The organism is Pseudoalteromonas luteoviolacea S2607, assembly GCF_001625575.1.
In the GTDB taxonomy this organism is placed as follows: Bacteria; Pseudomonadota; Gammaproteobacteria; order Enterobacterales; family Alteromonadaceae; genus Pseudoalteromonas; species Pseudoalteromonas luteoviolacea_E.
In genome coordinates this window covers 171,434-198,142 of the sequence record NZ_AUXV01000034.1, presented here as the reverse complement: position 1 = coordinate 198,142, position 26,709 = coordinate 171,434, and the positions used below count along the sequence as shown (strand labels likewise).

The window sequence follows — 26,709 nt, the reverse complement described above, 5'->3', positions numbered from 1 at the left end:
ACGAGATCGCTTTGTGGCGAAATTTTATCGGTTTGAATAAGATAGTCAAATACTAGTTATTTAGCCATGTAGAAGTATAAATGTTTTGACTTCTTTGATTTGTTCATCTAACCTTTTAGACGTCTAAACATCCAAGTATCTAGGTGACCTATGAGCCAAAGCAACAAGTCAACTATCGCAGTTAGAAATGGCATTGATGCCGACAAGCACCATGGCGCAGTTGTGCCGCCTCTTTATCTCTCTACAACCTACTCGTTTGCAGACTTTGATAAGAAGCGTGATTACGATTACGGGCGCAGTGGCAACCCAAATAGAGACATACTCGCTGATACACTGACTCAGCTAGAAGGCGGCGAGAAAGGCATGATCACGGCGACTGGTATGGCGGCTGTGCACCTAGTTACTCAGTTACTTAACCATGATGATACCTTGGTGATCCCTCATGATTGTTATGGTGGCAGCTATCGTCTATTTACGTCACTAGAAAAACGTGGGCTGTTAAACGTCGTGGTGTTGGATTTGACTAAGCCGGAAAGCCTAGAGCAAATCGCAGAGATCGCGCCGAAAGTCGTTTGGATAGAAACGCCAAGTAATCCAATCCTGAGATTGACGGACATTGAAGCTGTTGTAAAAGCAGCGCACAACTGCGGTGCACTGGTTGCTGCAGACAACACTTTCTTATCTCCTGCATTACAAAACCCAATTGCATTTGGTGTTGATATTGTTGTGCATTCGACAACCAAATTTATAAATGGACATTCTGATGTTGTCGGTGGTGCTGTGATTGCACGTACCAAAGAGTTAGGTGAAGAACTGGCGTGGTGGGCGAACAATATCGGTATCACGGGTTCACCATTTGACAGTTACTTAACACTGCGTGGATTGAGAACGCTTAAAGTGCGCCTAAAGCAACATGAGCAAAATGCATTAGAAATCGCAAAATATTTGGAAGCCTCGCCTTTTGTGAAACAAGTTTACTACCCAGGCTTAGCTTCACACCCGCAGCATGAGCTAGCTAAAAAACAGCAACATGGTTTTGGCGGTATGGTGAGTTTTGATATCAAAGGCGGGTTGGAAGACTCCGCAGCATTCCTAACCTCGTTAAAGCAATTTTCACTCGCTGAATCATTGGGCGGCGTAGAGAGCTTAATTTGTCACCCAGCGACAATGACTCATGCGGGCATGGACCCAGAAGCGAGATTGGAAGCGGGTGTAGGTGATACTTTAATTCGAATTTCTGTGGGAATTGAAGAAGTAGAGGACTTACTCGCAGATATAGAACAAGCTTTTCAGCGCATCAAGCCTGGCACTCACAGTGCCCCTGACAGCGCAAAAGATTTTAAGCTGTCTCCTGCACATACGGTATTGTGGTAAAAAATATGACAAAAGTAGTACATAAGTTTGGCGGCTCAAGTTTAAGCTCGGCCACAAGGTATAAAGCAGTAGCAAATATTGTGCTTGGTCAGTGCCAAGCAGGAGATTGTGTCGTGGTCTCCGCTGCTGGCAAAACAACCAATACGCTAGTTAAACTTTGGCAGAGTTTCGCACAGCAAGACGACAAAGCGTTTAATGATATTCTTTTGCAAGTTGAAAATCATCAACGTCAATTACTTAGTGAGTTATTTTCAGAACAAAATGCTCAGGCATTGCAAGATAAGCTACAGGATGAGCTGGTGGCAATTGCTCAATCCGCGAATGCTCGCACGCTGCATGAAGCGACTTTGCTTGCTCATGGAGAAGTGTGGTCTGCCAGATTGTTAGCGCACCTTTTAAATACCTTGAACGTAGCTGCTACCGATGTCGATGCACGTATTTTATTTACGCAGCATCAAGGCCAGCTTTTGCATGCGCAAAACAAGCAGGCATGTGTATCACAAATAGATACTACCAAGATTAATGTAGTGACAGGCTTTATTGCTGCCGACTGTGACGGTAATACGATTACGCTAGGACGCAATGGCAGTGATTACAGTGCAACTTTGTTAGCCAATTACATTGATGCAGAGTCTGTCTCTGTGTGGACCGATACGCAAGGGGTGTTTAGTACGGATCCCCGTAAAGTGGCGACGGCCCTGAAATACCCTAAAGTATGCCGAGTACAAGCAAACTTATTGGCTAGGCTGGGCAACCCTGTGCTGCATGCTAAGACTTTATCGCCATTAAAAGATACGAATATTAAGCTGCAAGTGCGCAGCAGCTACGAGCCAGAAATATTAGGGACAGAAATCGTTAAACAAGGCTACAGCAAAGAGAAGCGCTTTATCACAACGTTTGATGAATTGGATTTAATTCGAGTTGAAGAACTTGTGCATGGTGAAGTACGTGCTTTGAGTCAACTTATTCAACACAGTATTCATCACTTTAGCAAAGGAGGTGATGATTACCTGCTGGTGCCGAGTAATGATACACACGCAGTTGCAACGCATTTGCAAGGTCGTGGAAATATTATCGAGACGCACTTGAGAGGGATGGCACTGGTTGCACCTGAGTGTGAAGTGGCGCAACTTACACAACAAGCTGAGGTTGTGTTGGAGCAACAAGATGTTGTGGTGCGGTTTACTCATGGTGATAGTAACTACGCGCTGTTTCTAACCGATCAGTCTATCGACAGTGATGTGTTGGCGATTCTACACGATAAATTAGTCAATAAAGGGCGTGAACTAGCCGTTATCATTGCTGGCTTGGGGAATGTGGGTGAAGTATTCGTGGATCAGTGCCAGACACAAATTGCGAAGTTGCAGGCATCTTTTGATTTGAAAGTGGTTGCACTTTTACGTTCAAAAGACATGTTGTTTTGCCCAAGTGGTATCAGTATTGGCAATTGGCAGCAGCAATGGCGCAGTGAAGCTCAAAGTTACACACAGTCTGACTTGTTGGAGCGTATTAGCGAGTTGGATTATGAGCATAAGGTGGTCATTGATATTACGGCCAGCGACGCGTTTAGTGAATTATATCCGCGTTTTGTGGAGCAAGATTGTCATCTCATCAGTGCCAACAAGTATGCCGGTACAGCACCGCGTAAATGGTACTCACAGTTGCTTGAACAACTACATGAGCGGAATCTATTGTGGCGTTATAACACCAGTGTTGGTGCTGGTTTGCCAATTAATTTTGCATTGGCGGACCTACAAAATAGCGGCGATAAGATAACACGTATCGAGGGCGTTTTTTCTGGTACTTTATCTTGGTTATGTAGCAGTTTTGACGGTTCTAAGCCATTTTCAGATCTCGTGTTAGCGGCGCAGCAAATGGGCTATACAGAGCCAGATCCAAGAGAAGATTTATCTGGTCGTGATATGCAGCGCAAGCTACTGATATTGGCCAGGGACTTAGGGCTCGAACTTGATGTTGATGATATAGCCCTAGAGCCACTAATGCCGACACGCTTAGCCGAGGGAGATTGGAGCGAGTTTTTAGCCAACAAACAAGACTTGGATTCGTTTTATGCAACTCGTGCAGAGCAAGCTGAGCGTGAAGGAAAAGCGCTGCGTTACACTGGTGCGTTAGATATTGATGAGCACGGTAAGGTCTCAGCAAAAGTTGGTATCGCCTATGTTGATAATGGCAGTGCCATTGCCAATTTAACGCCTGGAGACAATATTTTTGTGATTACGAGTCACTGGTATGAGGCAAACCCGCTGGTTATTCAAGGGCCAGGCGCGGGTAAAGAAGTGACGGCCGCAGGCATTCACTCGGACCTCTATTGGTTAACACAAAACTTAAAATAACGATGAGATAACGCAAACGTTAAACAGTATTTTAAACTTTAAATTTGCCTAATAAAAAGGGCCACGTATTGCGTGGCCCTTTTCTTACGGCTTAAAACAGCTCTTCGGTTGCAGGTAAGGCGTCCTCAAAGGGCGTGCTGCCGCCAGAATCTAACACGTATTTAGTTGGCGCAGTGCCCCTTTCAAAATATTCAAAGCGACTTGTAAAGTCGTTTTTCTCACTTAGCAAGCCCGTTTTTAAGTCAATACGCACTGAGACAAGGCCTGGCGGAGGGTCGATAGGAGCAAGTGGTTCGTCTTTTAGCGCATGACGCGTATATTGAACCCAAGCAGGCTGCGCTGCAGTTGCTCCGGCCTCACCACCAACGATTTGTTGCTTACCTAAGTTACTATTGTATGTTGCACGTCCTAGCGGTTTACTCGCATCATCAAAGCCGACCCAAACCGTGGTGAGTAAATTGCGGTTGAAGCCAGTGAACCATGTATCTACGGCATTGTTTGTGGTGCCTGTTTTACCGGCTAAATCCTTACGTTTTAGCGCCTGAGCTCGCCAACCGGTACCTGTCCAACCTGTTTTATGACGCCAACTTCCGCCGCCCCAAATAGCACTTTTCAATGCATCAGCAACTAAAAAGGCATTTCGCTCTGAAATGATTCTCGGTGCACACACATAAGGGTCGGTTTCTAGTTCAATTTCATCACATACTCTTAATGGGCTGGCAGTCCCTAGTTCTTTACCAAATGAGTCAGTCATTCGGTCGATAAAGTAAGGTTCGATTAAATGCCCACCATTGGCAAATGCACTCATGCCTCTGGCCATTTCTAAGGGGGTTAAAGCCGCACTCCCCAACGCGAGAGATTCACTGCGAACTAAATCTTCATCATTGAAACCAAATTTAAGGATATGATCAGCGGTATTATTTAACCCAACACCGCGCATTAATCGCACTGAAACAACGTTTTTAGATTGCGCGAGTGCTCTGCGAATACGAATCGGGCCGCTATAAACATCAGGGCTGTTCTTTGGGCGCCACGCAACACCTAAACTCTTATCCCAATGATTAATTGGCGCATCATTGATAATGGTTGCGAGTGTGTAATTTGACTCTAATGCCGCTGAGTAAATAAATGGTTTGATGTTAGAGCCCACTTGCCGTTTTGCCTGAACGGCACGGTTATATTGGCTCTGTTTAAAACTATATCCACCGACCAGAGCCTTTATTTGGCCACTTTGAGGGTCTAGAGAAACCAGTGCACTGGCGGGTTGAGGTAATTGGCTTAATCGCCACTCGTCGTCGATATTTCTAACCCACACTTGCATCCCTGGCTTTAGGATATCAGCAGCTGTTTTGGGAGCGCGACCTTGGCGCTTTTCGTTGATATAAGCTCTTGCCCAGCTCATTGCTGGCCAGTCTAATGTAATCGATTGACCAGAAGGCAATACGATTAAAGCAGACTGCTCTTCAATCGCAGTGACAACGCCTGCTTGCAATGGTGCTATTGCTTTAACCTTTTTTAAGCGCGCTGTGATTTGTTCTGTGCTCCAAGGTGCTTCATCTTCTTGCCAATAAGTTGCGGTCGGACCACGAAAACCATGCCGTCTGTCGTAGGCATGTAAGTTATCGATGAGCGCCTGCTGAGCAGCTGATTGTGTAGCAGAATCGACCGTAGTGTAGACTCTGAAACCCGAATTATAGGCTGTATCTGTACCGTACTTATCGACCATATATGCACGGACCATTTCGGAAATATACGGTGCGTAAAGTTCTATTTCTGCACCATGACGTTTGGCCGTGATAGGCGCTTTGACCGCTTCATCATACTCAGCTCTAGAAATGTATTTTTCGGCCAACATTCGACCCAATACTACATTTCTTCTCGCTTTAGCTCTGGTTGGGTTACGGATTGGGTTTAGTGCTGAGGGCGCTTTTGGCAATCCCGCTATCATGGCCATCTGTGGCAATGTCAACTGGTGCAACTCTTTGCCATAATAGACCTGTGCCGCAGCGCCAATGCCAAATGAACGATGGCCGAGCTCTATTTTATTTAGATAGAGCTCAAATATTTCGTCTTTACTCAATAATCTTTCAATATGTAAAGCGATGAATATTTCTTTTACCTTTCGGATATAAGCTTTTTCTCTTGTTAAAAAGAAATTTCTCGCCAGCTGCATCGTGATAGTACTGGCCCCTTGCTTTTTTTGCCCTGTGCTTACGAGCACAATAAAGGAGCGCACAATACCGATGGGGTCGATACCAAAGTGTTCATAGAATCGGTTGTCTTCAGTCGCTAGGAAGGCATTTAACAGCGGCTCAGGTACATCCGCAATTTGTACTGGGATCCTGCGCTTTTCGCCAAACTGATTAATGAGTTTTCCGTCACGTGTAAACACCTGCATTGGGGTTTGTAACTGCACGTCTTTTAATACCTTGACGCTAGGGATGTCGGATTTTACGTAGAAGTACAAGCCGATTAGAATCAATACGCCAAAAAGGCCAAAAACGAAAACAGTCTGTAATAATCTTTTTAATAAATTCACGAATTTATCCCTACTGAGACTCCCAATTGCTATTGGACACTGATAGTATATCCTGATTAAAAAGCGATTAATAACTTTTACGTAAATTCTTCTGCCCGGACAGGTGTTAAAAGATGCACCGAAGTTGTTTGGTAAGTATAATGCATAATACTTAAGGCGTATCAAATGTTAACTCTTGACGAATGACGCCGAGATAACTACTAAATAAGATATTTGGGTTAATTGCATGTTTGATCAAATATTTAAAAAGCACGCGCCGCTCATGGTTGGCATCGACATCGGTTCACACTGTATAAAAGCTGTGCTGCTAGCGGAATCCAGCGCGGGTTTCCGAGTTGAAGCTGTTGCAATCGAACCCTTGCCGAAAGGGGCTATGAAAGAGCGTGCTGTTCAAGATATTGAAGCAATTGGGCGCGTAATTTCAAAGCTTAAAAAGCGCTTACCAAAAGGAACGCAGTATGCGTCCGTCGCCGTATCAGGGCAAACAGTTATCACAAAAATGATTTTTATGGATGTATCTTTAACAGATGCTGAATTGGAGTCTCAGATAGCAATTGAAGCTGATAGCTTAATACCTTACCCATTAGACGAAGTCAGCCTAGATTTCGAGAAACTGTCTGTCAACGAAGCCGATCCATCAAAAGTGAATGTACTATTGTCAGCTGCGCGTACTGAAAGTGTTCAAGCAAGAGTAGGAGCGTTAGAGGAATCGGGACTTAAAGCCAAAGTTGTTGATGTTGAAAGCTATGCACTGGCACGCTCAGTAGACGTGCTATATGAACAATTGCCATCCGATGCATACGATAAAGTTGTTGCTATTATTGATATTGGTGCAGTCGTTACCCTGATCAGTGTGGTGCAGTCTGGTAAGACTCTTTATACGCGAGATCAAGTATTTGGTGGTGAACAGTACACGAATAGTATCGTAGCGTACTACAATAAAACTTTTGATGAAGCCGAACTTGCTAAAACAACGGGTGACTTACCGCCAAACTACACGTTTGAAGTTTTGGCGCCGTTTCAGACCTCTCTGTTGCAGCAAATAAGGAGAGCATTGCAGATGTTTATGACTACCAGTGGCCATGATCAGGTTGATTATATCATTTTGACAGGGGGCACTGCGTTGGTTGAAGGGCTTGATCGATTGCTAGTCGATGAATTGGGCGTGCACAGTATCATTGGAGACCCATTCGCAAATATGGAAGTAGCACCGAAAGTGGATAGGAGTGTACTGAATAGACATCGCTCTCAATTTTCAATAGCAACCGGATTGGCTTTGAGGAGCTTTTCAACATGCCACATATAAATCTACTGCCTTGGCGTGAGCAGCAGCGTCAAGCATCTCAGCAAAAGTTCCTAACCATCTTGGCAGTAATTGTTGCGAGCAGTTTGGCACTTATGTACCTAATGGGAACATTTTATGATGGGTTGCGACAAGGGCAGGAGATAAAAAATCGATATTTGCAAGGCGAGATTGTAAAGTTAGACAAGCGTATTGGCGAGATCGAAGGCTTGAATAAACAAAAAGAAAATCTACAAAGACGTATTCGTCTAATCGAAGTATTGCAAAGCAATCGCAATTTGGGCACGCAAATTATTGATGAAGTGGCCCGCGTTGTGCCAGCTGGTGTGTATCTAACTAGCTTAGAGCGTACAGGCGACATGATTAAGGTGATAGGTCGAAGTGAGTCTAATAACCGTTTGTCACAGATGTTGAGAGCGGTTGAATCATCCTATTTACTTGAGCGGCCTGTGATCCAAGGTATAGTTGCAGGGAGCAATGACGATAGGTTGTTGAGTGATTTTATGATGCATTTTTACGTTAAATCATTCGAACAGATGGAACAAGAACGTCAAGAAGGAGATGGCACGCAGTCTGGAGTACCTGCTACATGAAATTGGATGTAAAAGCTTTACAAGAGATAGATTGGAACGAGATTGAGTTAGATAACATCGGTGAGTGGCCGTTACCAGTTAAAGCTTTATGCTGCGCTATGGTTGTGCTCATCATGCTGATCGTAGGCTACACTATGCTGGTCTCTGCTTCCATTGATAGGTACGAAGGGGCGGTACGAAAAGAGCAAGAATTACGCAAAAGCTATCGTATTAAGTATGGGCGCTCGAATAACTTAGAGTTGTATCGGCAACAAATGGCCGATATGGAAGAGCAATTTTCTCAGTTGCTACGCAAGTTACCGACATCGAATGAAACTCCGGGGTTACTTGATGATTTAACGTATGTTGGTACATCGAGCGGGCTGACATTTCTTAAAATTGGCTGGCTTCCCGAAGTCAAAAAAGAGTTCTACACTGAGTTACCTATAAACCTTGAAGTTGTAGGCAGTTATCATGAGTTTGGCGAATTTGTGAGTAAAGTGGCGCAGCTTCCACGAATAGTGAGTTTGCATGACTTTAGGATCGAAAATGCAGGTAACAACTCATTGGTTTTTGGCGTGGTTGCAAAAACCTACCGATATGAACAAGGGGAAAGCCAATGAAATGGCTGACGCCTGTATTCATGTTAGTATTATTGGCAGGGTGTAATGACGACACCGCTGAACAAAAAGAATACATCGACAAAGTTCAGGCCAGTGCGACGCCTTACATTGAACCTATTCCTGAAATGATGAATTTTGAACACTTTGCATATCAGGCTTCCGAATTGCGTAGCCCATTTGTTGCGCCCGAGCCTGAGGTCATAGAAAGTCGGTTGGTACAAATAAAAAACTGTTTGCACCCTGATCCAGAAAGAACCAGAGATCCACTGGAAAAGTTCCCATTGGATAACCTAGTGATGAAGGGAATTATTGCCACAAATGCGTCGACATGGGCTTTGATTAAAGCTGCGGATCAAGGCCTTTACAGGATTAAAGAAGGACAATATATGGGGCTTTATCACGGAGAAGTTGTCGGTGTCTTTTCCGATAGAGTTGAGTTGATGGAGCTTATTCCTGATGGCTCAGGCTGTTGGAAAGAGCGTCTAACTACGATAGAAATGCCAGAAGCTGATGAAATTGGCGCGAGCGAATAATAAAAAGGTGAAATGACTATGACGCGCAATCTAGCGAATAGCTTTGCGAAAACGCTTATCGGTGGAGCACTGCTAGGAGCTTCAATGCTCTCACACGCAATCCCTATGCTGTACGATATTCGATACAATCCAGTTCCTTCAGGGGAGACTGAACTGCAATTGGTATTTGATGAGCAGCTTGATATTGAACCTAAAGTACAAGTGCTCAGCGATCCTGCCAGATTGGAATTATTTTTTTCTGACGCCGAATTTGAAGAGAGCCTGAAACAATTGGCTATTAATAAAGCGGGCATTAAATCAATAAATAGTTATATGGAAGAGGGGGGCTTTAAGATAAGCATTTCTCTGGAGGCACTAAAGTTATACAAAACAACGGTCAAAAATAACTTAGTTTATCTTCAGGTTTCTGACCAACCGATTCCTGATCCCGCCGCTCCAAATGCAACCAATCAATATATCAACGGTATTCAAAGTATCGACTTTAAAAGAACAGATAAGGGCGCAGCACAAATCCTTGCTTTTTTGAACACGTCTCAAAGCGCCATTGATGTTCAGCAAGTTGGCGACAAAATTATTGCTGACTTTCATCATATCAGCATTGCTGATGATCATTTATATGAGTTGGATGTCACAGATTTTGGGACTATTGTTAGTAAAATTGAAACATTTAGAGAAGATAATAAAACCCGTATTGTTATCGAACCGAACGCAGCATTTAAGTTTAACTATCAGCAGTTAGAAAACATTTTTACCCTGACGGTTGAAAAAGACACAAACGAATTCAGCTTTGGTGGTGATAAGTCATATCAGGGGCAGCCAATTACGCTAAACTTCCAAGACATTCCAGTGCGCTCGGTATTGCAGATAATCGCAGATACCAATAACTTTAACTTGGTTACGAGTGATTCTGTGTCGGGTAATATCACCCTGCGTCTAGACGGTGTGCCGTGGGATCAGGCATTAGATGTTGTTTTAAGAGTCAAAGGACTGGATAAAAGAATGGAAGGCTCTATTCTAATGGTAGCGCCTTCAGAAGAGCTTAGCGCGCGTGAAGCAAAAGAGCTGCAAGCGAGAAAGCAAGTGGAAGAGTTAGAGCCACTCTATACTGAGTATATCCAGCTCAACTACGCAAAAGCTCAAGAGTTTTCAGATTTGTTGAAAACGGATGTTAATTCTATCATTAGCTTACGTGGTAGTGTGTCTGTCGATGTCCGTACCAATACGTTATTGATTAAGGATACCGCGCGCAGTATTGAAAATGTGCGACGTATGGTAGAAAAACTTGACGTACCAGTTAAACAAGTGCGTATCGAGTCTCGTATGGTAACAGTGACAGATAATGTACAAGAAGATCTAGGGATCCGTTGGGGTTTTAGTGATCAGCAAGGGACTGATGCGATTTCTGGTAATTTAACCGCGACTGAGCTGTTATCGAATGGCACGATTCCGCAGCTGTCTGACAGGTTAAATGTCAACTTGCCAGTGCAAGGTACAGCAGCCAGTATTGGTATGCATATCGCAAAGCTCTCTGACGGGACATTAATTGATCTTGAGTTGACTGCGCTAGAGCAAGAAAATAAAGGCGAAATTATCGCGACGCCTAGTATTACGACTGCAAACCAAAAAACTGCGCGTATAGAGCAAGGCACAGAGATACCATTTGTTGAAGCAACTTCGAGCGGCGCGGCGTCGGTTGAATTTAAAAAAGCGGTTTTGAGTCTAGAGGTGACACCTCAAATTACGCCGGATAACAAAATAATTTTGGATTTAATTATCACCCAAGATACACGAGGTGATACAGTACAAACCGCAAGTGGCCCTGCGGTGGCAATAAACACTCAACAAATACAGACACAAGTATTAGTCGATAATGGGCAAACGGTTGTACTTGGTGGTATTTATCAGCAAGAAACAACTAATGCAGTAAGTAAAGTTCCATTGTTGGGTGACGTGCCTTATTTAGGCATGTTTTTTAGAAACACGAAAGAAATCAATGAAAAGAGAGAGTTATTGATTTTTGTCACACCCAGAATTATGAATGATAATTTGTAATGGCGAGAAATTAACAAATAAAGGTGGAATTTGCGCCTTTTGACTTGAAATTTTGAATGAAATACTGAGATAATCCCCTCCTTAATTTTGGGGCCAGGTCGTTAGGCGGGGTTTTATTTCAAATTTTAGAGTTCGTTTGTACTAAAAAGATATGGCTGAGAAACGTAATATATTTCTAGTAGGCCCTATGGGGGCTGGTAAAAGCACAATTGGTCGTCACATTGCCGATCAATTACACCTTGAGTTTTTCGACTCGGATCAAGAGATTGAGCGCCGCACTGGTGCTGATATTGCTTGGGTATTCGATATTGAAGGCGAAGAAGGATTCCGTAAGCGTGAAGAAACTGTGATTTCAGATCTAACTGAAAAGCAGGGCATTGTTCTGGCAACAGGCGGTGGTTCTGTAATCAGCAAAGAAGTGCGCAATAAACTGTCAGCTCGTGGGATAGTCGTGTATTTAGAAACGCCAATTGAAAAACAAGTGGCTCGAACACAGCGAGATAAGCGCCGACCTCTGTTGCAAACAGGTGAAGACTCAAGAAAAATTTTAGAAGATTTGGCAGAGAAGCGTAATCATCTGTATAGCGAAGTTGCAGATATCGTTGTACGCACTGATGAGCAAAGCGCTAAAGTGGTTGCGAATCAAATTATCGACAAACTAGATTTCTAATAACCAATAAAAAAGGAGGGAGTGGTGATGCTTGAATTAAATGTGGATTTGAACGAGCGTAGCTATCCCATCTATATTGGTCAGGATCTATTGTCCGATCATGGGCGACTTCGAGAGCATATAGGTAGTAGTCGTCCTGTAATAATTAGCAATGAAACAATTGCGCCTCTTTATTTAACTGCGTTACAAGAACAGTTAAATGATCTTTCTCCACTTCACTTTATTATTCCTGATGGTGAGCAATTTAAAACCCTTGAATGGTTTGAAAAAATCTGTGGTTTTCTATTGGAGCACAATTGTGGTCGTGATACTTGCCTCATCGCCTTAGGTGGAGGGGTTATTGGTGATTTAACAGGATTTGTGGCTTCCGCGTATCAACGTGGTGTGCCTTTTATCCAAATCCCAACAACATTACTTTCTCAGGTTGATTCTTCAGTGGGCGGTAAGACAGCGGTCAACCATCCTCTTGGTAAGAATATGATTGGGGCATTCTACCAACCAAAAGCGGTTTTTATTGATACTAACACTTTGCGTTCATTGCCTGCTCGTGAATTTGCAGCTGGTATGGCTGAGGTGATTAAGTATGGGCTTATATATGACGCTGAGTTCTTAGCTTTATTAGAAAATACATCTAAGCAACTGACAGCACTGGAAACACAGGCCTTAAATCAAGTCATTTACCGTTGTTGTGAGATTAAAGCAGAAATTGTCGCGAAAGATGAGAAAGAAGCTGGACTGAGGGCTTTGCTCAACTTAGGTCATACGTTTGGCCACGCTATCGAAGCACAAATGGGTTATGGCAATTGGTTACATGGTGAAGCAGTTGCTGCTGGGATTGTATTAGCGATGGAGCTTGGTCAGCAGCGCGGCGATATCACTGAACAGGAAGTTGAACGTGTGCGTTTACTTCTATCTCAGTATAATCTGCCTATTGCTCCACCAAGCGACATGACATCTGAACAGTTTATCCATCATATGCGTAAAGATAAAAAGAATAAACGCGGCAAAATACGCTTTATCGTACCTACCGCTGTTGGAGTATGCGCTTTGGTGGATGACGTTTCAGATGAAAGTGTAGGTAATTTAATAGGGCAGTAATGCAGTCTCAAATATTACCAAGCCGAGCTGCTTTGGTAGACCGAGTTGCGATGCAATTCGAGTACGGCCAAAGCTTGATATGCTTGGTTGGTAACTCGGGTTTAGGCAAAAGTTATTTAGCTGAAAGCTTTATAACTGATAAGTACGAAGACTTTTCAAAAGCGTTTATTCAACTCTCAGCTCAAAGCAAAGACATAGACGTAATTAGGCAATTAATGGAGCATACATTCCGTTCGCCTATCGTTGATCAAAAACTCTCATTATCTGAAAATTTTTTTGTATTACAGAGTGAACAACCCGCGGAGCCGTGCTTATGGGTGCTCGATGGTGCTCGTCATCTTAGTGATGAATTAATTGCTGAACTACAGAGCTTGGCAACAAGGGCTCCCAGTACTTTATATATCTTGGTCACAGCGCAAGGTCCAGGTATGTTGCCAGGAGCGCTTGATATACATTTAGAGCCATTGACATTTTCAGAGTCGAAACAACTTATGAAAATGTTTTTTAAAGAGCTGCCACCAGAAGATGATCCGATATTTAGCACATTTGTGACAGAAGCGCATGGTAACCCCAGTGTTTTACTTGGGTGGACAAAACAAAGTCAAAGCTTAGATCTTAGGCAGCCACCGGTAGCGAAGAGTAAGCAAAAACACTATTTCATTGCGGCGTTTTCGATTGTCTTGGCATTGTGTTTGGTGGCCGCGCTTTATAACAAACAGTTAATGAACTTATTTGAACAGCGTCAAACTGCAGAGCTGCAAAGCAGTCATGTCGTGTCTGAGCCTACGGTATTAGAAGCCGAACAGGTATTGAGTAATATCTCTGACGAAAGTCTCAGTAATGACGTTTCGGCATCCATTATCAATGAGAAACAGGTTGAGCCCTCCCAAGTCTCAGCGGTACTCGGGGCGATTTTGACGACGCCCAGTACTGTAGAAGAGCCTAAAAAACTGGATATAGCCTCTTCTGTTGATGTCGCTGTGGCTGACGAGACTGTACCGATTGAGTCATTAAGTACGAAGCCGGTAACACCTGACCCTAACCGTAACTTCCCGGCACAGCCGCAGATAGATACGGCCATAAATACGCAGCCGCTTGTCGCGACGCCAGCACAAACTTATTTGGGCAATGATAATGCTTGGTTTGCTACTCGACCTGACAGTGAGTGGAGTATTCAATTATTAGCAGTTACAGACAGAAAAGTGGTGGATGATTTTCTTGCGAGACATAGCGAGGAGAACTTGAAAGTAGCTGAAGTAATACGCAATGGTAAAACTTGGTGGTTTGTTACTTTGGCACCATTTAGTCAATTAGAGGATGCGAAAACGGCGCGTGCAAACCTATCTGGAGATTTGTTAGCTGCAAAGCCATTTTTTAAACGTATCTCTCAAATAAAGCAGCAAATCCAACAGTCACAATAAGAAAAATAGTGTAAAATCGCGCTACTTTTGAGTAATTAGATCGATCATGCAGAAAAAGACCAGAGCCTTTTTAAAATGGGCAGGCGGAAAATATAGCTTAGTAGAAGAGATCACTAGGCGATTACGTAGTGCTAACCCTGAGGCTGACACGTTAGTGGAGCCATTTGTGGGTGCTGGCTCTGTATTTCTGAATAGCAACTTTAAACGCTATATCTTGAATGATATCAATGCTGATTTGATCAACTTATACAAAGAATTGCAGCGGGCACCAGAAGAGTTTATTAGTGACGCAAAAAAGTTGTTTGTCGAACAAAATAACTGTGCAGATGCTTACTATGAATATCGCAAGCAATTCAATGAATGTGTAGACGTTTATGAGCGCGCAATCTTGTTCCTATACATGAATCGTCACGGTTATAATGGCCTTTGCAGGTATAATTTAAAAGGCATTTTTAACGTGCCGTTTGGTAAATATAAGCGCCCCTATTTCCCAGAAAATGAACTCTATTACTTTGCTGAAAAAGCACAAAATGCTACTTTTACTTGCTTAAGCTATGAGCAGGTATTTGACAAGCTTCCAAATAACTCAGTGATATACTGTGATCCCCCTTATGTGCCTTTGAGTAAAACGGCATCTTTTACAAGTTATGCGAAAGGCGGTTTTAACTTGGACGATCAGGCTGAACTTGCAAACCTTGCTGAAACCGCGGCTTTTAAAAGCAATAAGCCTGTGTTGATTTCAAATCATGACACGGTTTGGACCAGAAAAATTTACAGCCAAGCTAATTTAGATGTGATCCAAGTAAAAAGAACGATTAGCCCAAAGGGGAATGGTCGAAACAAAGTAAATGAGTTGATGGCGCTCTATAATACCGACAAGCGTTCAGGGGCTAAGCACTGAGCGCAATTATGCCATTTACGAGTGTGATGAGAAATACCACAAAAAGTACAACAAATATTGTGCCGGCCACTGCATATGGCCAGAAGCGACCCTGCTGAAAATCAAATTGGTATTTTTTGTCGCTTTGCACGCCAAACATAGCAGCAAGGACGCTTTGAATGAGATTAATAAAAGTCATTATTTTGCGTCCAAGCTACATTTAGCATTAGAATTGTGAAATCGACGAAGTGTCTTGCTTTTCATCAGAACCGATCAACAGTTCTAACAAGTCGAGGTAGTGGAATTGGGCATTACTACTACCACCGGTTAACCAAGCAAACCAGCTTGTGTGTGCTTCACGTTTGCAGTACGGAACATTGTAATTATTATAGTTAGAATTGGTGCACTGACATTGCTCGTACTTTGTAACCACAATCTCTTCGTTTCCAATTGAGAATACACCTACTGAAACTACAGCAGCTGCTGCAAACAATACCGTCCGTGTTTTAAGCCATGTTGCCATAACTATCCCCTCAGCGATGAGCTATCTATAAATAGTACACTATGGATGTTTATTAAACAATCGCTTTATCTACGATTACTGTCATTTACTCGCAAATTGCACAGGTGTTAGCCGTGTAATTAAGCACAATTTGGGTTAAAGTAGCGTCGACATTTTACTTTAAGGGGGTCCCATGTCTTTAGCCAGTTCACAGCCAGATTTTTTAATTGCGCCATCTATTTTATCGGCAGACTTTGCGCGCTTGGGCAGCGATGTGGAGCGAGTTCTTAATGCCGGAGCTGATGTTGTGCACTTTGATGTTATGGATAACCATTACGTGCCGAATCTTACTTTTGGTCCAATGATCTGTGAAGCATTAAGAGGCTATGGCATTACTGCCCCCATCGATGTACACCTCATGATAAAACCAGTTGATTCGCTTATCCCGAGCTTTGCTAAAGCGGGTGCCGATATCATCACATTTCATCCAGAAGCGAGCGAACATGTTGATCGCAGTCTGGCATTAATTAAAGAGCATGGTTGTGAAGCCGGCTTGGTACTTAACCCTGCTACTCCGCTGCATTATCTTGATTATGTAATGGACAAAGTTGATCAAATTTTATTGATGTCTGTAAATCCAGGGTTTGGTGGCCAAAGCTTTATTCCAAGCACGTTGGATAAATTGAAACAAGTCAGAGAGCGTATAGATGCGTCTGGCCGAAAAATCCGTTTAGAAGTTGATGGTGGTGTGAAGGTAGAGAATATTGCCGAAATTGCGGCTGCTGGCGCTGATATGTTTGTGGCGGGTTCTGCAATATTTAATCAACCTGACTATAAGACGGTTATTGATGCTATGCGTCAAGAATTGGCAAAGGTACGCCAATGAGTTTGAAGGGCATCATATTTGATTTAGATGGGACCTTAGTTGACAGTGTGCAAGATATGCACTGGTCATTAAACTTAGCGCTATCTGATGTGGCTTTTCCTGTTGTATCGGAAACTCAGGTCAGAGACTGGGTCGGTAATGGCATTGATAAGTTAGTGATGCGGGGCCTCAGCTGCAACTTTGAAGTGAATCCAGACTTATCGGAAGTGCTAATACGGCAAGCTACAGAGCAGTTCAAGCACCACTACCATACGCTCATTGGTGAATATGCTCAGCTTTATCAAGATGTTGAGAGCGTATTGAGAGAGTTATCCGCTATACCAAAAGCGATCGTCACCAATAAAAATAGAGCATTTACTTTGCAGTTGTTGCAAAAACTTAACATTGACACATATTTTGATGTTATTGTATGTGGTGATGATGGAAACAAAAAGCCTGATCCTGAGCCTCTACATGCTGCTTGTAAAGAGTTAGGTGTAACCGTGCAAGAAGCGATAATGATTGGCGATTCCAAAAGCGATATTTTGGCAGCACAAAATGCGGGTATGCCGGTGATAGCGTTAACTTATGGATACAATCAGGGCCTTGATTTAAAGCAGTTGAATCCAGAGTACCTCTGCGATAGGTTCTTAGATATAATCCCCATCTTAAATAATTCAGACTTGAAACAAATAAAGGAACAAGATGACTAAACCAGTAGTATTAAGTGGCATTCAGCCAACCGGTGGTATGACAATAGGCAATTACGTAGGTGCCATAAACCAGTGGCTTAAGCTACAAGAAGATCACGACTGTTTCTTTATGCTTGTTGATCTTCATGCCATTACCGTGCGCCAAGATCCAGCCGCTTTACGTGAGCGCGTGTTAGATGGTATTGCCATGTACACAGCGTGTGGTATTGACCCAGAAAAATCAGCCTTATTTGTACAATCACATGTGCCAGAGCATGCGCAATTAGGTTGGGTACTTAACTGTTACGCTCAAATGGGTGAACTGAATCGCATGACTCAGTTTAAAGATAAATCGTCAAAGCATGCAAACAATGTAAATGTTGGCTTGTTCTCTTACCCGGTGTTGCAAGCAGCAGATATATTACTATATCAAGCGGATCAGGTCCCAGTTGGGGAAGATCAAAAGCAGCATTTAGAACTGACGCGTGATATTGCAACCCGATTTAATAATATTTACGGCGATGTATTTAAAGTACCTGAGCCATATATTCCTGAGTTGGGCGCGCGCGTAATGAGTCTTCAAGATCCAACGAAAAAAATGTCGAAGTCAGATGAAAATCCGAATGGGTTTGTATTGTTGTTGGATGAGCCGAAAAAAATCGAGAAGAAACTTAAAAAAGCAGTCACTGACTCTGACGAGCAAGCTCGAATTTATTTTGATCGCCAAGAAAAGCCAGGTGTATCTAACTTGCTTACTTTACTGTCTGTGGCAACGGGTCGTTCGGTTGAGGCACTTGTGCCTGAATACGAAGACAAAATGTATGGGCATTTGAAAAAAGATACGGCGGCAGCGGTTGTTGAAATGCTTGAGCCTATTCAGTCTCGTTTCCATGAGATCAGAGCCGATAAGACGTTGCTTGAAAATATCATGCGCAATGGCGCCGAAAAGGCGAGTGAACGCGCAGAGAAAACGTTAAAGGCCGTCTATGACGCGGTAGGTTTCATCCCTCGTCCATAGTAGTCACGTATTTTTCTGATCCTATAAGCCAAAGCAATTGCATGCTTTGGCTTTTTTATTTTTGCAGCATGATATCTGGTATGAGTTGAAACTGTGAATTTTGAAAGGTATTAACGTATGATTCAGGAAAAGAAAAAAGGGTGGTGACAGAGTCACCACACCTTAGCAAGTAAGTCTCAGACCTACCTACTCTCACGCAATGTGTTGTACCAAACCTATTAGGGTTGGTCTTATAATTCGAAGTAGTTGGTGAACAACTTATATAATTCAGTACCTTGGTTCACACTGGCTGAAGCAAAATGCAATATTGCAATACCCTCTTGCGCAAAGGTAACTTGTTGCAGTGCTTCTCCATCGCAATATTTATCCATTCGCAACACTGTTGCCAGTGAGTCTCCAGATTTTACATGGGTACCTAATGCAGCTTGGTAATCAACCATGCCACCCATAGGTGCGTAAACGGCAACGTAATCTTTTAAATAACAGGCATAGCGAGTAATAGAGCGTGGTTGATAACCAGATTCCAGCACCACCTCTTTATGCGTGAGATAGCTGAGAATGCTATTGGCATCATGCTCTGCTTCTTTGAGGTCAATGTGTTCTTGTGACCCTAGCTCTACGGTAAAGGCCTCAACTAAAGTAGAGAGTGCCCGCCCCTGAGCTGCAAAAGACTCGCTGAGTTGCCACCAAGGACAGAAGCAGGCTTCATCCATGGCGCCATCAAATTCATTGGGGATCAGCAAGGTGTGCGGGATATCAAAATGTTTTGCGCTGTTTTTGGCATATTCAGGACAGTAGAGATGTTTAGCAGAAACTGGGCCAGTGTGTAAATCTAGGACAAAGTCTGCTTGGTGTGCCAAATGTTGTAAGTGTAAGGCAATACGCTTGCCGGTCTTCAGCTGGTGCTGTGGCCCGCAGAGCATATTTTCAGTTTGCTCAACCAACAATTTTTTAAATTCCGCGCGAATGGTTGATTCAGGCTCATCTTTAAAGCGTGTCACAAACTCTGCAATTAGGTGACTGTGATCATGATAGAGCCTGTTCCAGTTTTCACCTGTAATGGGGTCAAAACGGCCAAGCGTAAACTCACCTGATTTTTGATTGCAACCAATCGGGTTGGCATAAGGTACTAAAGTAATGGATCCCGCGAGCTGTGCTGATTTTAATTTTTCAAGTAAAGCGTAAATCACAGCGTTACCTTGCACTTCAGCCCCATGCATATTTGCCTGAATATATACATTTGGACCGGCTTGTGTGTCACCTACAGTAAACACAGGGATCGTCAATGCTTGGCCATTGGCAAGCTCACCAACTTGAATGGTTTGTTGAGTGATCTTATTCATAATTACCTCAGGTACTCTTGTGGTGACAGAGGGGCTCGAACACAACGGACCTCTCCAGCTTGATAAATGAATTCAGCAGGCAGTGTATGGCACAGAAAATAAGGCATGCTCTCTGTAAAACCATAGGCACCACATTGGCTGAATACGAGCCAGTCATCTTCATGGATATCGGCCGGTAGTAGATGCTCACCTAAATTATCTAAGGCGGTGCATAAAGGGCCATGCAATGTAAAAGGCACGGCTGTTGTTTGACTTTCTCGTAGTAGCTTGGCTGGAAAAGCTTGTCCAGTAACCGCTGGGCGAAGTAGGTGGTTAATACCGCCAGCTAGAATCAATTGGTTAGCGCCATAGTTTTGCTTTTGCTCTATGATTGGGTTGACGTAATAGCCACATTCACCTACCGCATAGCGGCCCAATTCCATCCATAACTCTTCAACTCGAGCATCGGCTTTGAATTGGGCTAAGCTCGCTAGAATTGCTTGCCAATCAATAGACGAATCTTCACTGCTGTACGGAATACCTAAACCGCCACCTAGATCTAGAATGCGTAAGTTCATCTCAAGCCTTTCTGACAAAGCAACAAGCGGCGTGATCATTTGCTGCCACAGTGAAGCGAGTTGATTTGCATCAAGCATGTTGCCCCACTGAAAAATATGTAAACCTGCAAAGTCTAAGTTTGGATAATCACCTAAGCTTATCTTTGTCCACTCTTCGGTGCCCAGACCAAACGGCGTTAAGCTATCACCGCCAAGTGGGTTCTTCTCGTTGTTTGGCCAGCGCAGTTGCACCCGCAATAAAATACGCAGTTGAGTATTGTGCCTCTGTGCCGCTTCTTGTAGCCAAGTAACTTGATTGATGCTTTCTGCAACAAAGGTTGTAACCCCGAGCGATAAAAACTCTTCTATTTGATGCTTAGACTTAGCAGGTCCAGTGTTGAGTACGCGTTTAGCGTCGATACCTTGAGACAATACTTGTTTTAACTCCCCACTACTGGCGACGTCAAAATCAAACCCAGCTTGATCTAAAGTTTGAATGACGCTAGATAGGGGGTTTGCTTTGACGGCGTACCACAGTTTTACAACGGATTGATCATTTACCTCTTTTAAGTGCTTAGACAACTGCTCTAAGTCATACAGGTAAAATGGCTCATGTTGCTGGGCCGCTAGCTCGGTTATCGCTGCTGTAACAGGCGTACTCAAGGGTTGCATTATCGAAGCACCTCTTCTAATTCAAGTGCAGCATCGCTTTGTTCATCGCGGTACTTAACAATCAGTGCACATGACAAGCTCAGCCCCTGTTGTTGGGCCCAGTCGCCTTTCGCAGGTCTTGAACCCGGGATCACGATGGCATTTTCAGGGATGGCTTCCCCTTTTTCTAATACACGTTCATTTACACAGTCGTAAACTGGAATACTTGCAGATAAGCGCACGCCTGGTGCTAAAACAGCGCCTTTTTTAACAACGACGCCTTCAACTAAAACACAACCAGCGCCGATAAACGCGTTGTCTTCAACGACTACGGGACTCGCACCGATTGGCTCAAGGACCCCCCCAACCTGAACGGCGGCACTCAGGTGTACATTCTTACCAATTTGAGCACAAGAGCCCACTAAGGCATGGCTATCTACCATTGTACCTTCATCGATATATGCACCAATGTTGACATAAGCTGGAGGCATGATTATCGTGCCAGCTGCCACATAGGCGCCGCGACGAACGCTACTGCCACCGGGAACCATTCTCACCCCTGCTTCTGCAGCAAACCCTTGCGGTGCTAAATTATCTTTGTCGACAAACCCACCAGGGAACTCAATGTTTGTTCCGTTCCTAAATGCTTCTAAAATACCTTGTTTTACCTCGACATTTGCATGCCAATTGCCTTGTTCATCCTGTGTTGCAGCGCGAACAGTACCGTTTTCAAGGTTGTTTAATAGGGATAACCAGCTCATGTATACTTCCTTAAGTCCAAGATAAAATTGTTGAGTTTGCTGTTTTAATAAAAGTGGTGTCTGTCAGTTCTAAATGGGTCAGTGGGGGTCGCAATCGCGGTGTTGAAAGCTGGCCCTGCAAGTGCATTAGTACTTTGACTGGAATTGGGTTTGCGACACTAAATAAGCTATTAACGGCGTCGGTCCAAGTGGTAAATAAATTTGGAAAGGTACCAGCCAAGGAGCGACTGACAAACTCGGCGGTTTGTTGTGGCCAAGCATTGGCTGCAACGGAAACTAGACCCGCGGCACCAGCTTGCGCAAAATAAGGCATAAGCCCATCATCGCCGCTGAAAATGGCAAGTGTAGGAGATGCCTTACGGAAAGATTCGAATGTAGCAATGTCACCACTGGCTTCTTTGAGTGCCCAAAGGTTTGGGTGAGAAGAGAGATTCTCTATCACATTAGGGCTAATCGACACGGCGCTGCGACCGGGGACATTGTAAAGCATACAAGGGAAATCACTTGCATCTAACAGTGTTTTAAACCAGTGTGTGAGGCCAACATTCCCCGGTTTTGCATAAAGTGGAGAACCTAGTAAAAATGCGTCAATAGGCTTAGCATTGCAAAATTTAACCCATTCAAGTTGCAGCGCAAGATCACAACCTCCAACGGCAACCATCAGTGGTACTGTTGGGTTTAAGTCACACACAAAATTCACGATAGCACGTTGTTCTTGCTGAGAAAGCGCTAGGCCTTCTCCTGTACTGCCTAGTAGCAATATCCCATTGCCTGCAGCCTGTTGGGCACGTACTAACGCCTCTAGGGTTGCAAAATCAACTTGGTTATTGTCATCAAACGGCGTAACTAAGGCCGTCCACAATGGGTAGTTAGATAAGGTATAATTAGATTTCATCTCTACCGAACTTAAAAGCTGTTCGATAGTTAGGAGCTTTGAAGCTTGCCCATCTCTCGAACAATTAAAATTCGAAGAGCAATGGACTTAAAATAGAATAAGGCAGGCCTTATCTTTCTAAGACCAGAAGCTCTCCACCAAATATGTTGGTGACAGTCGTTGGGATTCAGCCCAAGCGCCCGAAAAAACCGCTCAGCAAAAACGGTTTTTTCTCGGCGTTAATTCCCCTCACTAAGCGTCTTTGGAGTTTGCTCTCCTCGACTCAGCTACCTGAATAACGCACCTCTTCCAGCCCTCAAAACAGCAACAATGGCCATTTTGCGATAATAGGGTCAGGGGGATTGAAACATTTTGGCCGTCTAGGTGTCAAGCTTCGAAAGGTAAAAGATGAAAAATAAGCTAGACTGAGAGAGTTGAAGAGAGAGTTTATTTTGCGGCGCTGAGGCCAAGAAGGAGACCTTCGGTTGTTGAAAATCCTGAAAAATTTTAGGCTGAGATATATCCTAGCGATCTCTATTATGGCGATCTTGATCACGACTGCCATGGTCACCATGCAAGTGTTATTGTCCCAGCAGTCAATCAGCGCAAATGTAATTAATACTGCCGGGATGCAAAGGATGCTATCGCAAAAAGCGGCTTTGTTACTTGGCAATGAATATATCAAAGAGCAACAGCATAAGTTCGTTAACGAACAAGCATTTTTAGAAACTCTGGAAATGATGCGTGCTAATCATGCGTTCTTATTAGAAAAAAATGCGCAAGGGTATGTACACCTATCTCCTGAGCTAGAGCGCCTTTATTTTCAAGAGCCGCTTGCTTTGGAGGCACAATTAAAAAGCTATCTGATTATGTTATTGGACTCGCATAGACTAGCGCTCAGCGATCAACTAAGTATTGAAAAGTTGGAACAAGTTAACGCCAGATCGCAGCAAATATTAGTTGTTTTAGATAAAGCAGTCACATTACATGAAGAGTTTGCTAACGAGAAAGTGGCTAAGATTCAAAATGCAGAGCTGCTGATCTGGCTATTAGGATTGATTATTTTAGCCATTGAGGTACGGTGGATATTTTACCCAATGGAAATTAGTATCAGGGATAAAATCAACCACTTGCAACGTATGCGGCAAGAGTCCAATCGATTAAAACATAGCAAAGGAGAGTTTCTAGCTAGAGCCAGTCACGAAATGCGGACACCGCTGCAAGCCATATTGGGCTACTTACATCTATACCAAGAAACCAAAAAACAAAGTCACTTGGATATTGTCAATCGAAGTGCGCAGCAATTGCATGTATTGTTGTCATCTATTGATGATTACAACGCGTTATCTGAACAAAAAAATATAAAGTTAGAGACTAAAGTGGCACGCCTATCAGATACATTAGATTTGCCTATCTCACTTCATGAAGGTGTGGCACGCAACAAGCAACTGCAGTTTCAAGCGGAGGTAGGGGATGAATTGAAACAGGTGGTGGAGTGCGATCACAATCGCGTAGCTTGGCTAGTTGGGGAGTTGTTAGGTAATGCCATTAAGTTTACCGAACACGGTGAAGTGAGCATACTGGCATTTGGTGTGTTTGGTGCACATGAGCAGGCGAATCTGGTGTGTGAAATTTCAGATACGGGCCCTGGTATGACAGGCATTAAAAGTAATGATGATGAGACAAAAAACTACCAAGGTATGCAGTTGGGGCTAGCGCGAGCTCGTTTGTTAATAAGTATGATGGGGGGTCAATTGGTGTTTAGCGAATGTAAGCCCCGCGGCACTAAGGTAAGGTTGGAGCTACCCATTAAATTGACCTTGCAAAACAATACAGCTCAACATCGAGAGGGGGCAACACAAAAAGTACTTTTAGTGGAAGACAACCTATTGAATGCAAGGATCGTCATTTCTATGCTTGAAAAGCTCCGGCTCAGTGTGGTTCATACCATAAACGGACAAGAAGCAATTAATGCATTACAAAGTGAAGAGTTTTCTTTGGTGATCATGGATCTGAATATGCCAATTATGGATGGCTTTTTAGCTATCAAACTCATTCGACAGTCATTGGGGTTGGAGTTACCGATACTGGTACTCACAGCAAATACCTCAGAGCAGTCTATCGCACGAGTTTATGAGTTAGGTGCAAGTACACACCTCTTTAAACCCGTAGACTTTACAGCACTTCAAGAAAAGGTCGAAGCGCTGCTTATTCCTACGGCACTTAGTGAATAACTTTGATGTTGCCAACGCCTACATCGACCTCTAATTGGTATTTGCCGTGACCGCGATACTGCGTTGTTGATCCAACCATCGATTTTTCGTGATTGGATTGGCCTGAAAAGTTTTTGAGTTTTGTTTTTCCAACGCCAGACTCTAAATCGACCCTTTGATAATCTTTTAGTGCGCTTTGAATTTTGACATTCCCCACCCCGACTTCAATTTCAGCACTGTTTTCTAGCGCGTTAATACTGACATTCCCCACACCAACTTCAGCTTCTAAAACCAAGGATAACGGGACTTTAACATGCCAAATCTGCTCTACTGTGTCTTCGTCGATAGTGAGGTAGATTTCATTACCATGCTGCCTTTGTTCAAGCTTAATGGTACTTAAGTCGGTCTTACCTAACCAACTCTGTTCTTTTTCCACCAATTCAATATTCACTTGAACCGAATCCCCTTGGTAAGTTTCAATATTTAGTTTGCCAATAGGAAAAGTAATTTCCAAAGCTTGACTTGATGTGGTCGAAAACTGCTGCTTAATTGTGTGAGATTGAGCTGCATGTGCTTGCCACATAACACTCAAAGATAGGGGCAACCAATATAATCTTTTCATAATAGTTTCCATTCATTTGTTGATATATTTATTGGTCGCAGTGCGCGCTAAAAAGGTTTAAAAAAAGAAAGTCGGTATTGGCAAGGAGAAGGCAAAGACGCGCTAGAAAAACGCGTCTAGCGCGGGAGTCATAACCGTTTTACTGTGAACCCCTGTGCTTTTAAGAGGGTGATTAGACCATGTTCAAGCGGTAAATGTAATGCTCCAACTGCAATGAAGTGTGGCTCCTTAGTCATGGCAGGCGCAAGGCTTTCAATCCACGCATGGTTGCGCTCTATTAATAAGGTTTGCTCTGCCAGTTGGGCGTACTTGGTTTCATCAAAACTCAAGTGGTAATAACTATTTAAACGTGCTTCGTCACCAGTTTTCCATGCCGAGATCATGTCATGAATAAAGGTTTTTACATCCTCCATTTGCGATAAAGTCTGCCCCATCATTTCATCGCCCATTTGGGCGATATTGCTAAACATAGCTAGCTGCTGTTCAAATGTTTCAAGTGGTTTTATGGGCTTATTAAGTTGCTTAGCGTGGGCAATCACTTGTTTATCGATGCCAAAGGCTTCACTGTAACCTGCTTTTTGATATTCCAGTTGAATAATCGTAAGCATAACCATCCAAACGGGTTGTCCACGAAACAATTCAATGTTGATGTCTCGTTTAGCAAAGTAGCTTTTTAGTTGATTGTATACTGGCGGGGAAAGCGCTTCTTGGAGTGGTTTAACCTCTGTGCTAGCAACAAAGCTAGCCAGTTTACGTTGTATATCTAAAGGCGACAAGGTACTCATATCCAGTTCAACGACAGTGTATTTTGAACGATTAATCGCACTTTTCACCTTATGTGGTAGGCCATTCATACTTGCATCACCTACATGCACGGTACCGAATAAATAAGAGGTCACCCCGTTTTTTTCTGCACTCCACAGAGCTGGCGTGGCTTGGCTTAATGTACTGAGAAAGAGTGCTAAGAAGAGAAATAAACTCTGCACAATGGCTATTTTTAGTTTCACACTAGGTTCCTTATCGAGTTCTGAATGAACATCATAGTCACAGGAGGATGTAAATCACAAAAATTTAATAATCAAAAATGCCACGCATAAAGTTGTTTTTTATTCAGTACCGAATTGACATAAGGACATACTTTTTAATTCAATTTGGAAATATATTTCTTTAATGTTGTTATTTTGGGATTTTTGATTCTTTTGTTTGGGTTTGG

The 26,709-nt window shown here is 43.3% G+C and carries 24 protein-coding genes and 1 riboswitch; of the genes, 15 read left to right on the top strand and 9 right to left on the bottom strand.

Translation table 11 applies throughout. The annotated features are described in order from the left end of the window. The first annotated feature begins 150 nt into the window (after positions 1-150). Both metB and metL read left to right on the top strand, forming a co-directional pair. Positions 151-1,374 carry a cystathionine gamma-synthase gene (metB, locus tag N480_RS15910; RefSeq protein WP_063373453.1) on the top strand — a complete coding sequence of 408 codons (1,224 nt, stop codon included), beginning with the start codon at positions 151-153 and terminating at the stop codon, positions 1,372-1,374. Positions 1,375-1,379: 5 nt separating this feature from the next. After that, positions 1,380-3,728, top strand: coding sequence for a bifunctional aspartate kinase/homoserine dehydrogenase II (gene metL / locus N480_RS15905; protein WP_063373452.1), 2,349 nt, complete (start codon positions 1,380-1,382; stop codon positions 3,726-3,728). Positions 3,729-3,819: 91 nt separating this feature from the next. Here the strand turns inward: metL and N480_RS15900 are convergent, their stop codons facing one another. Then, a complete protein-coding gene (locus N480_RS15900; RefSeq protein ID WP_063373451.1) occupies positions 3,820-6,267 on the bottom strand; it encodes a penicillin-binding protein 1A in 2,448 nt (815 codons plus the stop codon). A gap of 226 nt (positions 6,268-6,493) precedes the next feature. Between N480_RS15900 and N480_RS15895 the strand changes: the two genes are divergently transcribed. From N480_RS15895 to N480_RS15855, 9 genes are all read left to right on the top strand, one after another. Continuing rightward, a complete protein-coding gene (locus N480_RS15895) occupies positions 6,494-7,573 on the top strand; it encodes a pilus assembly protein PilM (RefSeq protein ID WP_063373450.1) in 1,080 nt (359 codons plus the stop codon). Continuing rightward, positions 7,561-8,163, top strand: coding sequence for a PilN domain-containing protein (locus tag N480_RS15890; RefSeq protein WP_063373449.1), 603 nt, complete (start codon positions 7,561-7,563; stop codon positions 8,161-8,163). Before N480_RS15895 ends, N480_RS15890 begins: the two co-directional genes overlap by 13 nt. Beyond that, complete coding sequence (locus tag N480_RS15885; protein WP_063373448.1) at positions 8,160-8,765, top strand: type 4a pilus biogenesis protein PilO; 606 nt, start codon at positions 8,160-8,162, stop codon at positions 8,763-8,765. Before N480_RS15890 ends, N480_RS15885 begins: the two co-directional genes overlap by 4 nt. Beyond that, a complete protein-coding gene (locus N480_RS15880) occupies positions 8,762-9,298 on the top strand; it encodes a pilus assembly protein PilP (RefSeq protein WP_063373447.1) in 537 nt (178 codons plus the stop codon). The genes N480_RS15885 and N480_RS15880 overlap by 4 nt, the downstream gene beginning before the upstream one ends. 18 nt (positions 9,299-9,316) lie before the next feature. After that, entirely contained in the window at positions 9,317-11,350 is a 2,034-nt protein-coding gene (gene pilQ / locus N480_RS15875; protein ID WP_063373446.1) for a type IV pilus secretin PilQ family protein, read from the top strand. Between the two features lie 151 nt (positions 11,351-11,501). Then, complete coding sequence (gene aroK, locus N480_RS15870) at positions 11,502-12,020, top strand: shikimate kinase AroK (protein WP_063373445.1); 519 nt, start codon at positions 11,502-11,504, stop codon at positions 12,018-12,020. A 27-nt stretch (positions 12,021-12,047) separates the two neighbouring features. Next, positions 12,048-13,118 (top strand): 3-dehydroquinate synthase, encoded by a 1,071-nt coding sequence (gene aroB, locus N480_RS15865; RefSeq protein WP_063373444.1) that lies wholly within the window; start codon positions 12,048-12,050, stop codon positions 13,116-13,118. Then, the gene (locus N480_RS15860) at positions 13,118-14,539 is read left to right on the top strand and encodes an SPOR domain-containing protein (RefSeq protein ID WP_063373443.1); all 1,422 of its coding nucleotides are present in this window, start codon (positions 13,118-13,120) and stop codon (positions 14,537-14,539) included. The genes aroB and N480_RS15860 overlap by 1 nt, the downstream gene beginning before the upstream one ends. Positions 14,540-14,585: 46 nt before the next feature. Then, the gene (locus N480_RS15855; RefSeq protein WP_063373442.1) at positions 14,586-15,440 is read left to right on the top strand and encodes a Dam family site-specific DNA-(adenine-N6)-methyltransferase; all 855 of its coding nucleotides are present in this window, start codon (positions 14,586-14,588) and stop codon (positions 15,438-15,440) included. Here the strand turns inward: N480_RS15855 and N480_RS15850 are convergent. Then, positions 15,430-15,618, bottom strand: a complete 189-nt coding sequence (locus tag N480_RS15850) for a DUF2970 domain-containing protein (protein ID WP_063373441.1) — start codon at positions 15,616-15,618, stop codon at positions 15,430-15,432. The genes N480_RS15855 and N480_RS15850 overlap by 11 nt on opposite strands. 27 nt (positions 15,619-15,645) lie before the next feature. Next, entirely contained in the window at positions 15,646-15,942 is a 297-nt protein-coding gene (locus N480_RS15845; protein ID WP_063373440.1) for a hypothetical protein, read from the bottom strand. Positions 15,943-16,114: 172 nt separating this feature from the next. On the opposite strand from N480_RS15845, the gene rpe reads away from it, so the two are divergent. From rpe to trpS, 3 genes are read left to right on the top strand one after another with little or no spacing between them, the layout of a single operon-like run. Next, the gene (rpe, locus tag N480_RS15840) at positions 16,115-16,807 is read left to right on the top strand and encodes a ribulose-phosphate 3-epimerase (RefSeq protein ID WP_063373439.1); all 693 of its coding nucleotides are present in this window, start codon (positions 16,115-16,117) and stop codon (positions 16,805-16,807) included. Next, complete coding sequence (locus N480_RS15835; RefSeq protein WP_063373438.1) at positions 16,804-17,499, top strand: phosphoglycolate phosphatase; 696 nt, start codon at positions 16,804-16,806, stop codon at positions 17,497-17,499. The genes rpe and N480_RS15835 overlap by 4 nt, the downstream gene beginning before the upstream one ends. Continuing rightward, positions 17,492-18,496: a tryptophan--tRNA ligase gene (gene trpS, locus N480_RS15830; RefSeq protein ID WP_063373437.1), complete on the top strand. Its 1,005-nt coding sequence runs from the start codon at positions 17,492-17,494 to the stop codon at positions 18,494-18,496. The genes N480_RS15835 and trpS overlap by 8 nt, the downstream gene beginning before the upstream one ends. A 230-nt stretch (positions 18,497-18,726) precedes the next feature. On the opposite strand, the gene N480_RS15825 is transcribed toward trpS, so the two are convergent. The 4 genes from N480_RS15825 to dapA are packed head-to-tail and all read right to left on the bottom strand — an operon-like array spanning position 18,727 to position 22,682. Continuing rightward, on the bottom strand, positions 18,727-19,839 hold the full coding sequence (locus N480_RS15825) for a succinylglutamate desuccinylase/aspartoacylase family protein (protein WP_063373436.1): 1,113 nt from the start codon (positions 19,837-19,839) through the stop codon (positions 18,727-18,729). Between the two features lie 2 nt (positions 19,840-19,841). After that, the gene (locus N480_RS15820) at positions 19,842-21,047 is read right to left on the bottom strand and encodes a PLP-dependent decarboxylase (protein ID WP_063373435.1); all 1,206 of its coding nucleotides are present in this window, start codon (positions 21,045-21,047) and stop codon (positions 19,842-19,844) included. Beyond that, complete coding sequence (locus tag N480_RS15815) at positions 21,047-21,787, bottom strand: 2,3,4,5-tetrahydropyridine-2,6-dicarboxylate N-succinyltransferase (RefSeq protein ID WP_063373434.1); 741 nt, start codon at positions 21,785-21,787, stop codon at positions 21,047-21,049. The genes N480_RS15820 and N480_RS15815 overlap by 1 nt, the downstream gene beginning before the upstream one ends. A 10-nt stretch (positions 21,788-21,797) precedes the next feature. Next, on the bottom strand, positions 21,798-22,682 hold the full coding sequence (gene dapA / locus N480_RS15810; protein ID WP_063373433.1) for a 4-hydroxy-tetrahydrodipicolinate synthase: 885 nt from the start codon (positions 22,680-22,682) through the stop codon (positions 21,798-21,800). A 119-nt stretch (positions 22,683-22,801) separates the two neighbouring features. Continuing rightward, a riboswitch (Lysine riboswitch) is annotated at positions 22,802-22,978 on the bottom strand. Positions 22,979-23,200: 222 nt separating this feature from the next. Here dapA and N480_RS15805 point away from each other — a divergent pair. Next, positions 23,201-24,895, top strand: a complete 1,695-nt coding sequence (locus N480_RS15805; RefSeq protein ID WP_063373432.1) for a response regulator — start codon at positions 23,201-23,203, stop codon at positions 24,893-24,895. On the opposite strand, the gene N480_RS15800 is transcribed toward N480_RS15805, so the two are convergent. Both N480_RS15800 and N480_RS15795 read right to left on the bottom strand, forming a co-directional pair. Then, the gene (locus tag N480_RS15800) at positions 24,885-25,496 is read right to left on the bottom strand and encodes a hypothetical protein (RefSeq protein WP_063373431.1); all 612 of its coding nucleotides are present in this window, start codon (positions 25,494-25,496) and stop codon (positions 24,885-24,887) included. The two genes, N480_RS15805 and N480_RS15800, sit on opposite strands and share 11 nt — an antisense overlap. A gap of 128 nt (positions 25,497-25,624) precedes the next feature. Next, entirely contained in the window at positions 25,625-26,503 is an 879-nt protein-coding gene (locus N480_RS15795) for a TraB/GumN family protein (RefSeq protein ID WP_231102268.1), read from the bottom strand. Positions 26,504-26,709 lie beyond the last annotated feature (206 nt).

Bases quoted from the DNA above. Each gene is read 5' to 3' on its own strand.
- N480_RS15800 (WP_063373431.1), bottom strand. From the start codon at position 25,496: ATGAAAAGATTATATTGGTTGCCCCTATCTTTGAGTGTTATGTGGCAA.
- rpe (WP_063373439.1), top strand. From the start codon at position 16,115: ATGTCTTTAGCCAGTTCACAGCCAGATTTTTTAATTGCGCCATCTATT.
- N480_RS15895 (WP_063373450.1), top strand. From the start codon at position 6,494: ATGTTTGATCAAATATTTAAAAAGCACGCGCCGCTCATGGTTGGCATC.
- N480_RS15890 (WP_063373449.1), top strand. From the start codon at position 7,561: ATGCCACATATAAATCTACTGCCTTGGCGTGAGCAGCAGCGTCAAGCA.
- metL (WP_063373452.1), top strand. From the start codon at position 1,380: ATGACAAAAGTAGTACATAAGTTTGGCGGCTCAAGTTTAAGCTCGGCC.
- trpS (WP_063373437.1), top strand. From the start codon at position 17,492: ATGACTAAACCAGTAGTATTAAGTGGCATTCAGCCAACCGGTGGTATG.
- N480_RS15850 (WP_063373441.1), bottom strand. From the start codon at position 15,618: ATGACTTTTATTAATCTCATTCAAAGCGTCCTTGCTGCTATGTTTGGC.
- N480_RS15860 (WP_063373443.1), top strand. From the start codon at position 13,118: ATGCAGTCTCAAATATTACCAAGCCGAGCTGCTTTGGTAGACCGAGTT.
- metB (WP_063373453.1), top strand. From the start codon at position 151: ATGAGCCAAAGCAACAAGTCAACTATCGCAGTTAGAAATGGCATTGAT.
- aroK (WP_063373445.1), top strand. From the start codon at position 11,502: ATGGCTGAGAAACGTAATATATTTCTAGTAGGCCCTATGGGGGCTGGT.
- N480_RS15845 (WP_063373440.1), bottom strand. From the start codon at position 15,942: ATGGCAACATGGCTTAAAACACGGACGGTATTGTTTGCAGCAGCTGCT.
- N480_RS15835 (WP_063373438.1), top strand. From the start codon at position 16,804: ATGAGTTTGAAGGGCATCATATTTGATTTAGATGGGACCTTAGTTGAC.
- N480_RS15885 (WP_063373448.1), top strand. From the start codon at position 8,160: ATGAAATTGGATGTAAAAGCTTTACAAGAGATAGATTGGAACGAGATT.
- aroB (WP_063373444.1), top strand. From the start codon at position 12,048: ATGCTTGAATTAAATGTGGATTTGAACGAGCGTAGCTATCCCATCTAT.
- N480_RS15815 (WP_063373434.1), bottom strand. From the start codon at position 21,787: ATGAGCTGGTTATCCCTATTAAACAACCTTGAAAACGGTACTGTTCGC.
- pilQ (WP_063373446.1), top strand. From the start codon at position 9,317: ATGACGCGCAATCTAGCGAATAGCTTTGCGAAAACGCTTATCGGTGGA.
- N480_RS15820 (WP_063373435.1), bottom strand. From the start codon at position 21,047: ATGCAACCCTTGAGTACGCCTGTTACAGCAGCGATAACCGAGCTAGCG.
- N480_RS15880 (WP_063373447.1), top strand. From the start codon at position 8,762: ATGAAATGGCTGACGCCTGTATTCATGTTAGTATTATTGGCAGGGTGT.
- N480_RS15825 (WP_063373436.1), bottom strand. From the start codon at position 19,839: ATGAATAAGATCACTCAACAAACCATTCAAGTTGGTGAGCTTGCCAAT.
- dapA (WP_063373433.1), bottom strand. From the start codon at position 22,682: ATGAAATCTAATTATACCTTATCTAACTACCCATTGTGGACGGCCTTA.
- N480_RS15805 (WP_063373432.1), top strand. From the start codon at position 23,201: ATGGCGATCTTGATCACGACTGCCATGGTCACCATGCAAGTGTTATTG.
- N480_RS15855 (WP_063373442.1), top strand. From the start codon at position 14,586: ATGCAGAAAAAGACCAGAGCCTTTTTAAAATGGGCAGGCGGAAAATAT.